Source organism: Vreelandella xerophytica, from assembly GCF_968048975.1.
Genome location: NZ_OZ309106.1, coordinates 3,590,873 through 3,603,911, shown reverse-complemented (window position 1 = coordinate 3,603,911; position 13,039 = coordinate 3,590,873). Strand labels below are relative to the sequence as shown.

Here is a 13,039-nt window from a genome sequence, read left to right as displayed (position 1 = left end):
CTGGGGTGGGCGGTGTCACGGCGGCCTCATCCGGGGCGCCTGTCGGCGCCATCGCCCGATGAATCGGGCTCCTACGAAACCCCGTGGCCATTCGTGCAGTGTGATCCATCTTCCGTAGGAGCAGGCTTTAGCCAGCGACGCGGCGCAACGCGTCGCTGGGGTGGGCGGTTCGTGTTGGATGGGCGCGGGTGCGTGACTAGCGCAGCACGCCTTCCTCCTTGAGCAGCTTGAAGATCGCCTCGGCGCCCTGTTCCGGGGTGACATCGCTGAGCGTTTGCCCGCCGCCGCCATCGGCCTTGGCCGCCGCGGCTTTGAAGCGGTCCCGCGCCGAGGAGGATTTGACGATCTTGAGACGTTTGGGGCGTTTGCGGGCCGGGTAGAATTGCCAGCCGGCAAGGGGTTCGTCGAGCACGCTTTGCGCCTCGCTCGGGGCCAGCTCCCCCCGTTTGGCCGGGCCGAAAGCGCTTTGGCGCGCGGCGGGGGCACTGCTGTCCACGGTGGCAATCGCCGGCAGGCGAATACGCAGGCGCCGGCGCTTGCCCCGGGGCAGGGCTTGAAGCACCACCGCCGTGCCCTGTTCGACTTTCTCTACCGCCGCAAGGCTTGTGATGATCGGCCAGCCCAGCGCCTCGGCCAGCAGGTACGGCAGTACCCCGGAGGCCTCGCCGGTTTCGGCGCGGCTGCCGGTCAGAATCAGCTGCGGCGCGTTTTCGCGAAGCGCCTCACTCAGCGCCGGTACCACGTCGGCGTTGGGCGCCTGCTCGATCAGGTTGACGCTCTCGATCCTCATGCCTAGATAGCCGCGCAGCGCCTCTTCGTGCTCGCCGGCGTGTTGGCCGGCGTGGAGAAGCTCGATGGAGGCCCCTTTAAGCGACAGCGCCATTTCTACCGCCCGGGCGTCCTGGTCGGCGCGTCGGGCGCGGGCGGTCAGCGGGTGGCGGCCGATCGAAACCAGCACGGCCACGTGCAGCCCGGCGTTTTGATGAGCGGGTGAAGTGCTTTGTGACGCGGGGGAAGGGTTAGGCGGCATCGCGGTTCTCCTGTTGTTCCAGGCGGTGCTGCTCGACCCGTGCGACCAGCGCGGCCAGCACGGCGCTGGCATCGCCAATGATGGTGAGATCGGCGCGCTTGGCCATATCGCAGCCCTCGTCCAGATTGACGGCGACCACTTTTTCGCAGCTTTGAATCCCCTGCAGGTGCTGAATGGCGCCGGAAATGCCGATCGCCACGTAGACCCGGGCCGAGACCCAGGTGCCGGTGGCGCCCACCTGGCGGTCCCGCGCCATGTAGCCGTCGTCCACCGCCACCCTTGATGCGCCCTTGGTCGCACCCAGCACCTCGGCGGCGTGGTGATAACCCTCCCAGTCCTTGACGCCGTTACCCGCCGAGAGAATGAACTCGGCTTCCGCCAGCGAGACACTCGCCGGGTCCACCGCCACTTCGCCGAGATCCTCGATACGGCCGAGCACATCGGGAAGCGGCTGGTTCAGTTCGAGGGCTTGGGCGGCGTGGCGGGTGTCGCTGACCGGGTCGGCGCACTCGGCCAGCGCCAGTACGATCCGGGGCAGGGCGCGGTGAATATCGTGGCGCCCGGCGCCGGCGCGCGCGGTGGCCCGCCAGCCGGAGGGGCTTTCATCATTGGCTTCGACCTGCCACACCTGGGCCGCCGGGCGTTCACCCAGCCGCGCGGCCAGGCGGCGGCCAAGTTCGCCGCCGCCGATGGTGGAGTCGGGCAGCAGCCAAAAGCGCGGCGCCAGCTCGCGCTCGACGCTTTGCAGCACCGCCACCTTGAGCTCCGGCAGGTAGCCGGAGAAGCGCTCGCCCTCAAGGTGCATCAGCCGGTCGATACCGGCGTCACCAAAGGCGCTCTCCTTGTGCTCACCAAACACGATAGCCACCACCGCGCCGGGTTGGTCCGGGTCGGCATCGGCCAGCTGGCGCGCCAGGCCCAGCAGGTCGCGATCATGTGCCGACAGCCGTCCGCCGGCCATATCCGGCACCACGGCAACCATAAACGCCGGGGTGTCGATGGTGACGGACTTGCGCGTGTCCTTTGCCTCGGCGCTGTGCGCCGGGGCCTGGGCCGCTTGTTGTGCGCCGCTTCGGTCGATACGGCGAACGCCGTTGGGGCCGATGAAGCCGACCGCGCGAGGATCGCGGCGCATCACGCCGTTAGGGCCCATCCACTCGGTGGCTTTGGTTCCACCGCCAAGCTCGGCCAGCACCGTCAAATGTTGTGGGTGCAGGCGGTTTCGGGCGATCCACTCCTTGCGAGGATCGCGGCGCAGAATGTCGCTCATGAGGTTTCCTCCAGCGCCGGGGCGGGCGCGGCCTTGGCCGGTGCCGCTTTGTCGGCGGGTGCATCGATGATCAGCGCATCGGCCACCAGCTCGGCGATATCCTTGATCCCCGCGCGGGGCTCGACCACGCCTTCGAGCATCGCGGTACACTGCGGGCAGCCGACGGCGACGAGATCCGCGCCGGTTTCGCGGACGTCTTCCATGCGCATGTCGGGGATACGCTGTTTGCCGGGAATGTCGGTGATCGGCGCGCCGCCGCCGCCGCCGCAGCAGCGCGAACGGTAGCCGGAGCGGGCCATTTCTTGCACCTCGATGCCCAGCGCCTTGAGCACGTCCCGCGGTGCTTCATACTCGCCGTTGTAGCGGCCCAGATAACACGGGTCGTGGTAGGTCACGCTGCCGCCTTTCCACGCTTTGAAAGTGAGCTTGTTCGCACTGACCAATTCGCTTATGAAGGTGCTGTGGTGCTGGACGTGGTAGTGGGCGGGGGCATCGGACGTACCCAGCTCCCCGTACTCGTTTTTGAGCACGTGGAAGCTGTGCGGGTCGCAGGTGACGATGCGGTTAAAGCGGTAGCGGCTCATGGTCTGTATGTTGCGGCGGGCCAGGGTCTGGAAGGTCGCTTCGTCGCCCAGGCGCCGCGCCACGTCGCCGCTGTCGCGCTCTTCATTACCCAGCACCGCGAAGTCGACGTTGGCTGCCCGCAGTACGCTGATGAAGGCGCGCAGGGTGCGCTGGTTGCGCATATCGAACACGCCGTCGCCCAACCACAAGAGCACGTCGGCCTCGCCCTTGTCCGCCATCAGCGGCAGGTTCAAGTCCGCCGCCCAGTAAAGGCGTGAGTCCGGATCGAAGCCGCCTGGGTTGTCCGTGGCGATCAGGTTATCCAGCACCTCGGCGCCCTTGTTGGGCGTGTTGCCGTGCTCAAGCGTTAGGAAGCGGCGCATATCGACGATGGCGTCGACGTGCTCGATCATCATCGGGCACTCTTCCACGCAGGCGCGACACGTGGTGCAGGACCAGAGCGTCTCGGCGTCGACCAGCGCGGTGCCTTCGCGGGCGACGATCGGACCAAAGGGGTCACCGGTGTGTTCGCCGACCGGCTTGCCGGGGTAGGGCGAACCGTAATAGTGGCCGTCACTGCCGCCGGCCATACCGACGACCATATCCTGAATCAGCTTTTTGGGGTTGAGCGGCTGGCCGGCGGCAAAGGCCGGGCAGGCGGCTTCGCAGCGCCCACACTGTACGCAGGCGTCAAAGCCTAAAAGCTGGTTCCAGGTAAAGTCTTCAGGCTTTTCGACGCCAAGTTTGGCGTGGTCATCACCCAGGTGCAGCGCCTTCAGGCCGGTGGAGCGGTGCTCACCGCCAGTGCGATCAGAGAAGCGCTCGGGGCGGCGGTGAAACGCCAGGTGCAGTGCACCCGCGAAGGCGTGCTTCATCGGCCCGCCCCAGGTCATGCCGAAGAACATCTCGCCCAGCCCCCAGACGATGACTGCCGCCAGCGCGAGCGCGGCGATCCAGCCCAGCCCTTCCTGGAAAACGCCTTCCGGCAAAATACCGGCGGTGGGCAGCGTGACCACGAACATGCCCACCGAGAACGCCATCAGGCTTTTCGGCAGGCGCATCCAGGGCCCCTTGGAGAGCCTTGATGGCGGGGGGCTTCGCCGCTTGGCGACCAGGATACTGCCCAGGAACATGCTAGTGGTGGCGGCCAGCAGCACCCAGGCGAGAATCGCGCTGTCCAGACCAAAGCCGTGGACGATGATCGCCAGAAGTGCGGCGAGCACGAAGCCGCCGGCGGTGGCCACGTGGGTGTGGGAGATGTACTTGTCCCGCTCGACGACGTGGTGCAGGTCGACCAGGTAGCGCCTGGGTACCTGCATCAGCCCCTTGAGAACGGGCACGGAGGAGGGCCGGCCCTGGCGCCACAGGCGGGCGCGGCGAACCGCCCCCACAATGGCCAACGCCAGCGCGGAAAACAGCAGAATCGGCAAAAGGGTATCGAGCATGGCGTCTCTCCTCTCAGAGACACCGTAAGGTCTGCGGCCCGGAGCATGCGCCCCGGACCGTTCAGCTTACAGCGTTATTGTGTCAGAAGTCCTTGCAAAGGCGCAGCGCATCGTAGATGGCCGCATGCGTGTTGCGTGGCGCGGTGCAGTCCCCCAGGCGGAATAGGGCAAAGCCGTCGCCGCTCTGTGAGAGGCAGGGTTGGGGCTCGATCGCGTAGAGCGCTTCGATATCGGTCTGGCCCTTGTTGCGCGACTGCGCCTTGAGCGCGTAGTAGAGCGCCTCGTCCGGGCGCACGCCGTTTTCGACCACGACCTGGTCGACCACGCGCTCCTCCATGGCCCCGGTGTACTCGTTTTCGAGCACCGCGACCAGGGAGTCGCCTTCGCGGTACACCTTATGCAGGGCGAGATCCGAGGTCATGATGACTTCTTTCTCGTACAGGCTCCGGTAGTAGGTGGGGAAGGTGGTGCCGCCCACCGCCGCGCCGGGTTTGATATCGTCGGTGACGATCTCGACCCTTGAGCCCTTGTCGGCCAGGTAGTCCGCCGCCGAAACGCCGGAAAACTCGCAGATGGTGTCGAAAATCAGCACGTTCTTGCCCGGTTCGACGTCGCCGTTGAGGATCGCCCAGGTGCTGACCACCAAACTCTGCTCAGTGTCCTCGTCATAGCCCCACTCGGGCACCTGGGAGAGAAACGGCTGGCCGCCGGTGGCCAGAATCACTACGTCCGGACGCAGATCATGAATGGTCGCTTCATCGGCCCTGGTGGCCAGGCGCTGGTCGACCTGAAGCCGGTTGAGTTCGAGCTGGTACCAGCGGGTGATACCGGCGATCTGGTCGCGCTGGGGCGCTTTGGAGGCGATGGTGATCTGCCCGCCGATCTGGTCCTTGGCCTCGAACAGCGTCACGTCGTGCCCTCGCTCGGCGCAGACCCGGGCGGCTTCCATACCGCCGGGGCCGCCGCCCACGACGACGACTTTGCGCTTGATGCCCTCGGTTTTCTCGATGATGTGCGGCAAACCCATGTACTCCCGCGCGGTGGCGGCGTTCTGGATACACAGCACGTCGAGGCCCTGGTACTGGCGGTCGATGCAGTAGTTGGCGCCCACGCACTGCTTGATCTGATCCACCTGATCGTTCTTGATCTTGGCGATGATGTGCGGGTCGGCGATGTGCGCGCGGGTCATGCCGACCATGTCGACGTAGCCGCCCTCCAGAATGCGTTGGGCCTGGTTGGGGTCCTTGATGTTCTGGGCGTGAATGACCGGCACATTGACCACTTCCTTGATGCCCGCGGCCAGGTGTAGAAAAGGCTCCGGCGGGTAGGACATGTTGGGAATGACGTTGGCCAGGGTGTTGTGGGTATCGCAGCCCGAACCCACTACGCCGAAGAAATCGACCTTGCCGGTGGCGTCGAAATAGGCGGCGATGCGCTTCATCTCTTCGTGGTCAAGGCCGTCCGGGTGGAACTCGTCGCCGGTGATGCGCATCCCCACCACGAAGTCGTCGCCGACCTCGGCGCGCACCGCCTTGAGCACTTCCATGCCGAAACGCATGCGGTTTTCAAACGTGCCGCCCCACTCGTCGGTACGCTTGTTGACCCGCGGGCTCCAGAACTGGTCCATCAGGTGCTGGTGCACCGCAGACAGCTCGACGCCGTCGAGGCCGCCTTCCTTCGCCCGGCGCGCGGCCTGGGCGAAGTCGCCGATGATCCGCCAGATCTCCTCTTCCTCGATGGTCTTGCAGGTCGAGCGGTGGACCGGCTCGCGAATACCCGAAGGCGAGACCAACGTCGACCAGTCAAAGCCGTCCCAGCGCGAGCGGCGGCCCATGTGGGTAATCTGAATCATGATCTTGCCGCCGTGCTTGTGGACGGCGTCCGCCAGATTCTGAAAGTGCGGGATGATGCGATCGGTGGACAGATTCACCGAGCTCCACCAGCCCTGGGGGCTGTCGATGGAAACGATCGATGAGCCGCCGCAGATACAAAGCCCGCAGCCCCCCTTGGCCTTCTCTTCGTAGTATTTGACGTAGCGATCCGTGGTCATGCCGCCGTCGGTGGCGTGCACCTCGGCGTGGGCGGTGCTGACCACGCGGTTACGAATCGTCTGGCTGCCGATCTGGATCGGTTTGAATAGTGCATCGAATGCCATGGGAGTAACCTCAGCTCAAGGGCGTTACGACAAACAGACCGTGCTCGCAGCCATCTTCGGCGCCGCTTTGGGTCTGCTCGGCCACCGTGCGCGTCTCACTCCCCCGCGCGGCCAGAATCTGGTCCATGGCGCCGGCGAACCAGCCGGTGAACATGTACTCGATCTTACGATTCACCTTGCCCATCTGATACACGAAGGCGCTGTGCTCCAGGCGTACCCGCGCGGTGCCCGCGTCCAGGTCTATTTCCTCGGTGATGAAAAGCCCCCAGCCGCGCTGGGAAAGCCGCTTCATGTAGTGCTCGAAAACGGCCTCGCCTTCGAGCCCGTGAAGCTCGGCCTCTTTTTCGCACCAGTGCCAGGCACTCTTGTAGCCGGCGTGATAGAGAATCTCGGCATACTTTTCCGCGCCCAGGGCTTCTTCGACCGCCATGTGGTTATTAACGAAGAAGTGGCGCGGCACGTACAGCATCGGCAGGGCGTCGGTCGTCCAGATACCGGTTTCGCTGTCGACGTCGATCGGGAGTTCGGGAGCTGTCTTGGTCACGGTGGTCATCCTTAAAACTTGTACTTGTTCAAACAAGAGAGGGTCATCGGGGCGGCGCTTTTTTGAATCGACTCGCCCCGTTTTCGATCGTTACTCGCCCCACACATCTTTCAACGTGCGCACCCAGTTCTCGCCCATGATCTTTCTGACCTGGGACTCGCTTAAGCCCCGCTTTAAAAGCGCTTCGGTCAGGTTGGGGAACTCGCCGATGGTGCGAATACCTTCCGGGTTGATGATCTTGCCGAAGTTGGTCAGACGCCGCGCATAGCCCTTGTCGTGGGTCAGCCACTCGAAGAAGTTTTGGTCGTGGCCCTGGGTGAAGTCGGTGCCGATGCCGATGGCGTCTTCGCCAACGATGTTCATGATGTACTCGATCGCTTCGCAGTAGTCGTCGATGGTCGAGTTGATACCGTTCTTGAGGAACGGGGCGAACATGGTCACGCCGACAAAGCCGCCGTGGTCGGCAATGAACTTGAGCTCTTCGTCGGACTTGTTGCGCGGGTGCTCTTTAAGGCCCGAAGGCAGGCAGTGGGAGTAGCACACCGGCTGCTTGGACTCGAGAATGACTTCCTGGGAGGTTTTGGCGCCCACGTGGGAGAGATCGCACAGCATACCGACGCGGTTCATCTCCGCGACGATCTCGCGACCGAAGCCCGAGAGCCCGCCGTCGCGCTCGTAGCAGCCGGTGCCCACCAGGTTCTGGGTGTTGTAGCACATCTGCACGATGCCCACGCCGAGCTGCTTGAAGACCTCCACGTAGCCGATCTGGTCTTCAAAGGCGTGGGCGTTCTGGAACCCGTAAATGATGCCCGTTTTGCCCTCTTCCTTGGCGCGGGTGATATCCGCAGTGGTGCGCACCGGGCGGACCAGGTCGCTGCACTCTTCCATCAGCTTGTTGGAGGCGACGATGTTGTCCACCGTGGCCTTGAAGCCCTCCCAAACCGAGACGGTGCAGTTGGCTGCCGTCAGGCCACCGCGGCGCATGTCTTCCAGAAGCTCCCGGTTCCATTTGGCGATGATTAAACCGTCGATGACGATGGCGTCTTGGTGTAATTCAGCAGGGTTCATAACGAGGCTCCAGGGTTGTCCATGAAGGGGAGCATAGCGCTGCCCTGGGCCTGCTCTGCTCCTGGAAACGACGACGGAAATTCCAAAAGCGTCATCCTGGGCAATGCGCGTGGCAAAGCCCTCGGCTTCGCGTTAAAAAGCACCAAGACACTGGTAAGGGGCGGTATAAAAAAAGAGCTGCCCGTGGGGCAGCTCTTGGGCAGTGCTTACGGCAAGTGGCCGGGCGCGCTAGTAATTCACCAGCGGTACGCTTGCAAAGGTCGGCTCGCCCTGGGCGTAGGCCAGCGCCAGCAGGGCGCTCGAGGCGGGTTCGCCGCCGGCTGGCTCGACGCCCCAGGGCTGGATTATCGGCGCGGCCTTGATCTGGGGCGACTGCGAGCCTAGGCGCTCGTCACGCGGGGGAATGCCGAAGCACTCGCGGTAGCACTTGGAGAAGTGCGGCGTGGAGACGAAACCACACACCGAGGCGATCTCGATGATCGAAAGCGACGTCTGCTTCAACAGCTGGCGCGCGCGTACCAATCTGAGCTTCAGGTAGTAGCGCGAGGGCGAGCAGTGCAGGTAGCGCTGGAAAAGCCGCTCGAGCTGGCGCCGGGACACGTCCACGTAGGTGGCAAGCTCGTTAAGCTCTAAAGGCTCTTCGAGGTTGGACTCCATCAGCGCCACGATATCCAAAAGCTTGGGCTGGGTGGTGCCCAGCACGTGCTTCAAGGGGACGCGCTGCTGGTCCTGTTCGTTGCGCATGTGCTCGTAGATGAACATCTCCGAAATACCCGCCGACAGCGCTTTGCCGTGGTCCTGGGCAATCAGGTTGAGCATCATGTCCAAAGGAGCGGTGCCGCCGGAGGCGGTAAAGCGGTCCCGGTCGATGGAAAAAAGCTTGGTGGTCAGCACGATCTTCGGGAACGCTTCCTGCACCGAGGCCAAACACTCCCAGTGAATGCTGGTTTCGTAGTGATCCAGAAGCCCCGCCTTGGCCAGCGCCCAACTGCCGGTACAGATGGCGCCCAGGTGCTTCAACTGGCGCGACTGGGCCTGCAGCCAGTGAATGTGCTCGCGGCTGACGCTGTGCTGGGGCGCCACTCCGCCGCAAACGATCACCCAATCGAGTGAAAGCGGCGCCTGCATGGCGGCATCCGGGGTCACGTTGAGCCCGTCGCTGGCGCGTACCGACGCACCGTCCTGGGTGAGCGTATACCAGCGGTAAAGCTCCCGGCCGGCCAGCTGATTGGCCATGCGCAGGGGTTCAATGGCAGACGCCAGGGAAATCAGGGTGAAATTATCCAGCAGCAGAAAACCCAGGGTTTGCGGTGCGCTGGGGCGGCTCTCGGGAGCGCCGTATGTTACTTGATCGGATGTCATGGTCTTTACCTCTATCACCTAAACGTCTTGGGTTTTTTATTGTTTTTCTGGTATGTCGCTGGCGTGTTGTTTTAATCCATGAACGAGCTTTATCGCGTCCTGCCTGCATAGTGGCATGGATGACACTTATACTGACAAAGCAATCTTGAAAGAGGTGCGCGGCTTGTCGCAAATAGAATGGCCAAGGTCGCCTGTAAAACCCTCCAATGAGGTTTTCTCGCATTAACCAATAAAACGCAACGTTTTCTGAACACCCGGCGTCGCTTTTTATAAGTGATTGAAGTAGCGGGTTTTATGATTAAAACGTTATATGCTAATAAACTTTCTAAACGAGGAGTGCTGAAATGTCGGGGTTTTTCAAGGAGTTTCGCGAGTTTGCCGTTAAGGGAAACGTCATCGATATGGCGGTGGGTATTATCATCGGCGGCGCTTTTACGCTCATCGTCCAGCGTCTGGTGGCGGATATCATGAATCCGATCATTGGCCTTCTGGTAGGCGGCATCGATTTTTCGAACATCTTCATCGTGCTGAGTGAAGGTGCGGTGGAGGGGCCTTACCTGACGCTGGCGGCGGCCCAAGCGGCGGGGGCGGTCACGCTCAATATCGGCCTTTTCCTGAACGCGGTCATCAGTTTCACTATCGTGGCCTTCGTGGTTTTCATGCTGGTACGCATGATCAATCGTCTGAAGCGTGAAGAGGTGGACGAACCCAAGAGTCCGGTCGAGAAGTCCTGCCCCTACTGTTTCATGACCGTGCCTATCAAGGCCACCCGCTGCGGTCACTGCACGTCCGCCCTCAAGGTCACGCAGGAAGCGGGCACGCCGCCTGTCTCTTGAGCCCGTCCTGTCGTAGGGGAACAGGGTCTGAAAGACACTTCTCTATACTAAAGTTGTAGATTCGCTCGAAACGCCCGGCACCCGCCGGGCGTATACGTTTTTAGAGCCGATTCGGACTGGGTGTTTACACATTCCTTTAATGCTTACTAAGCTAATTAGCAGTGTATGTACTAGTCTGTACGTCCATAATTAAAAGAAGTCTTATAAACGCTTCGCTTATAAAGCTAAAGCGCTTGAAGGCCTCGTCACGCCATGGCCCGTCGACGCAAAGAAGAGGAGAACCCGTGAGCCTTAGAGACGCATCACGCCGGCGCTTTATGAAAGGCGCCTTGACCAGCATCCCTGCGGTCACCATCGGCAGCGGCGTTTCGCTGACTGCCCCCGCCGATGAACCCCCCGAGCAGCTAAGCGACTATCAACCGGTCTTTTTCAACTCAGGCGAGTGGGATTTCATCCTCGCCGCCTGCGACCGGCTGATTCCCGGCGACGGCCCGGGGCCCGGCGCGCTCGAGACCAACGTGCCGATTTTCATCGATCGTCAGATGGAAGGTCGCTTCGGCCACGCCGCAGACTGGTACATGAAAGGCCCGTTTCCTGATGACGTGCCCGAACTCTTCGGCCATCAGACACCGCTGGCCCCGCGGGACATGTACCGTGAGGGAATCGCGACGGTGAACGAGTATGCCCAGCGCCGGCACGGCCAGGCGTTCGCCGCTCTCGACGACGAGGCGCGCGACGAGGTGCTCACGGCACTTTCCCAGGGGGACATCGAGATGGAGAACATGCGGGGCAGCTACTTCTTCGAGATGCTGTTGCAAAACACCAAAGAGGGGTACTTCGCCGACCCGATCCATGGCGGCAACAAGCATATGGCGGCCTGGAAGTTCATCGGGTTTCCCGGCGCCCGCGGGTCGTATCGTGAGTGGGTGGATCAGCACAATGTCGAATATCCGTTAGGGCCGGTCAGCCTCAACGGCGAGAGGGGATAAGCATGGCAAGGACACAACCACCCGTTGACGTCGTACTGGTCGGCTTTGGCTGGACCAGTTCGATCATGGGTATGGAACTGACAGAAGAAGGGTTGAACGTACTGGCGCTGGAACGTGGCGAAGACCGCGACACGGTGCCGGATTTTGCCTATCCGAAAATGGCCGACGAGCTTACCTACGGGGTACGTTACAAGCTGATGCAGCGCCCGGCGAAAAGCACGCTGACCGTGCGTCATGACGTGGGCGACATGGCGGTCCCCTACCGCAGCCTGGGGTCGTTTCTTCCCGGCGATGGCGTGGGCGGGGCGGGGGTTCACTGGAACGGCCATAACTGGCGTCCCCAGCCCGAGGAGCTGCGCCTTAAAAGCTATGTCGAAGAGAACTGGGGCGCGGATATCATCCCGGACGAGATGACCATTCAGGACTTCGGGGTCAGCTACGACGAGCTTGAGCCGTTTTTCGATTTCTTCGAGAAGGTTGCCGGTATTTCCGGCAAGGCGGGTAATCTGAATGGCGAGATCCAGGAAGGGGGCAACCCGTTCGAGGGCTGGCGTTCGAGCGAGTATCCGATGCCGCCGCTTCCCCGCACCTACAACGACGTGCTCTTCGCCGACGTGGCGCGAAGTCACGGCTATCACCCCTTTCCGCTGCCCGCCGCCAACGCCTCTGAAGCTTACACCAACCCTTATGGCATGCAGCTGGGCCCGTGTAACTTCTGCGGCTTCTGCGAGCGCTATGGGTGTCTGAACTACTCCAAATCATCGCCGCAAACCTGCGTGCTGGATGCGCTCAAGCGCCGGGATAACTTCTCTTATCGAACCAACAGCGAAGTGCTGCGGGTGGAGCTGGATAGCGATGGTCAGCGCGCCACCGGGGTGACCTATATCGACGGTGAGGGCAATGAAGTCTTCCAGCCGGCGGATCTGGTGATCCTGGGTGCTTACTCGCTGCACAATGTGCACCTGATGCTGTTGTCGGGAATCGGTACGCCGTATGACCCGGAAAGCGGCGAAGGGGTGGTGGGCAAGAACTACGCCTACCAGATGAACGGCAGCTCCTTGCTCTATTTTCGTGACAAGGAGTTCAATCCCTTCATCGGTGCCGGCGCCAACGGCGAGATCATCAATGATTTCGGCGTCGAGCAGATCGACTTCGGCCAGGAAGGCTTTATCGGCGGCTCCTACATCAACGCCGCCATGACCAACGGTCAGCCGATCCGCAACATGCAGCTGCGCTCGGGGTCGCCGAGCTGGGGTGTGGGATGGAAAGAGGCGGTGCAGGAATCTTACGGCCATACCATGACCATCGGTTCTCACGGCAGTAACATGGCCTACCGCGACTGCTATCTGGATCTCGACCCCAACTACACCGATGATCACGGCCGGCCCTTGATGCGCATGACGTTCGACTGGAAGGACAATGATGTGCGCATGACCCAGTTCATGAAGCAGAAGATCGAGACACTTTCAAAAGCCCTGGGACCGGATGATTACCGGCTGTCGTTCAAGGACTTTGATTCACGCTACGACGTCCGCCCCTACCAGACTACCCACAACGTGGGCGGGGCGATCATGGGGACCGACCCCTCTACCAGCGCCCTGAACCGCTACCTGCAGAGCTGGGATGTGCACAACGTGTTCGTGATGGGGGCAAGTGCCTTCCCGCAGAACATCCAGTACAACCCCACGGGGCTCGTGGGCGCGCTGACCTACTGGTCGGCGAAAGCCATTCGCGAGCAGTACCTGCCCAACCCCGGCCCACTAGTGCAAGCCTAAG

At 62.4% G+C, this 13,039-nt stretch carries 10 protein-coding genes; 3 read left to right on the top strand and 7 right to left on the bottom strand.

What is annotated here, in order from left to right; translation table 11 throughout:
* Positions 1–196: 196 nt before the first annotated feature.
* The 7 genes from etfB to gbdR form a co-directional block, all read right to left on the bottom strand.
* A complete protein-coding gene (etfB, locus tag ACWF8S_RS16865; protein WP_447554619.1) occupies positions 197–1,030 on the bottom strand; it encodes an electron transfer flavoprotein subunit beta in 834 nt (277 codons plus the stop codon).
* The gene (gene etfA / locus ACWF8S_RS16860) at positions 1,020–2,300 is read right to left on the bottom strand and encodes an electron transfer flavoprotein subunit alpha (RefSeq protein WP_447554618.1); all 1,281 of its coding nucleotides are present in this window, start codon (positions 2,298–2,300) and stop codon (positions 1,020–1,022) included. The genes etfB and etfA overlap by 11 nt, the downstream gene beginning before the upstream one ends.
* Positions 2,297–4,309 (bottom strand): (Fe-S)-binding protein, encoded by a 2,013-nt coding sequence (locus ACWF8S_RS16855; protein WP_447554616.1) that lies wholly within the window; start codon positions 4,307–4,309, stop codon positions 2,297–2,299. Before ACWF8S_RS16855 ends, etfA begins: the two co-directional genes overlap by 4 nt.
* Before the next feature lie 82 nt (positions 4,310–4,391).
* Positions 4,392–6,464: a dimethylglycine demethylation protein DgcA gene (dgcA, locus tag ACWF8S_RS16850; protein ID WP_447554614.1), complete on the bottom strand. Its 2,073-nt coding sequence runs from the start codon at positions 6,462–6,464 to the stop codon at positions 4,392–4,394.
* 10 nt (positions 6,465–6,474) lie between these two features.
* Positions 6,475–7,008 (bottom strand): DUF5943 domain-containing protein, encoded by a 534-nt coding sequence (locus tag ACWF8S_RS16845; RefSeq protein WP_447554613.1) that lies wholly within the window; start codon positions 7,006–7,008, stop codon positions 6,475–6,477.
* Positions 7,009–7,098: 90 nt separating this feature from the next.
* Entirely contained in the window at positions 7,099–8,076 is a 978-nt protein-coding gene (locus tag ACWF8S_RS16840; protein WP_447554612.1) for a dipeptidase, read from the bottom strand.
* A 228-nt stretch (positions 8,077–8,304) separates the two neighbouring features.
* Entirely contained in the window at positions 8,305–9,438 is a 1,134-nt protein-coding gene (gene gbdR / locus ACWF8S_RS16835; protein WP_447554611.1) for a choline metabolism transcriptional regulator GbdR, read from the bottom strand.
* Positions 9,439–9,782: 344 nt separating this feature from the next.
* On the opposite strand from gbdR, the gene mscL reads away from it, so the two are divergent.
* The 3 genes from mscL (at position 9,783) to ACWF8S_RS16820 (ending at position 13,038) form a co-directional block, all read left to right on the top strand.
* On the top strand, positions 9,783–10,274 hold the full coding sequence (mscL, locus tag ACWF8S_RS16830) for a large conductance mechanosensitive channel protein MscL (RefSeq protein ID WP_447554610.1): 492 nt from the start codon (positions 9,783–9,785) through the stop codon (positions 10,272–10,274).
* Between the two features lie 284 nt (positions 10,275–10,558).
* On the top strand, positions 10,559–11,263 hold the full coding sequence (locus ACWF8S_RS16825) for a gluconate 2-dehydrogenase subunit 3 family protein (RefSeq protein WP_447554609.1): 705 nt from the start codon (positions 10,559–10,561) through the stop codon (positions 11,261–11,263).
* 2 nt (positions 11,264–11,265) lie between these two features.
* Complete coding sequence (locus tag ACWF8S_RS16820) at positions 11,266–13,038, top strand: GMC family oxidoreductase (protein ID WP_447554608.1); 1,773 nt, start codon at positions 11,266–11,268, stop codon at positions 13,036–13,038.
* Position 13,039: the final 1 nt, after the last annotated feature.

What these genes read in the sequence shown, in the direction of transcription:
- etfB (WP_447554619.1), bottom strand. Translation starts at nt 1,030, where the DNA reads ATGCCGCCTAACCCTTCCCCCGCGTCACAAAGCACTTCACCCGCTCAT.
- etfA (WP_447554618.1), bottom strand. Translation starts at nt 2,300, where the DNA reads ATGAGCGACATTCTGCGCCGCGATCCTCGCAAGGAGTGGATCGCCCGA.
- ACWF8S_RS16855 (WP_447554616.1), bottom strand. Translation starts at nt 4,309, where the DNA reads ATGCTCGATACCCTTTTGCCGATTCTGCTGTTTTCCGCGCTGGCGTTG.
- dgcA (WP_447554614.1), bottom strand. Translation starts at nt 6,464, where the DNA reads ATGGCATTCGATGCACTATTCAAACCGATCCAGATCGGCAGCCAGACG.
- ACWF8S_RS16840 (WP_447554612.1), bottom strand. Translation starts at nt 8,076, where the DNA reads ATGAACCCTGCTGAATTACACCAAGACGCCATCGTCATCGACGGTTTA.
- gbdR (WP_447554611.1), bottom strand. Translation starts at nt 9,438, where the DNA reads ATGACATCCGATCAAGTAACATACGGCGCTCCCGAGAGCCGCCCCAGC.
- mscL (WP_447554610.1), top strand. Translation starts at nt 9,783, where the DNA reads ATGTCGGGGTTTTTCAAGGAGTTTCGCGAGTTTGCCGTTAAGGGAAAC.
- ACWF8S_RS16820 (WP_447554608.1), top strand. Translation starts at nt 11,266, where the DNA reads ATGGCAAGGACACAACCACCCGTTGACGTCGTACTGGTCGGCTTTGGC.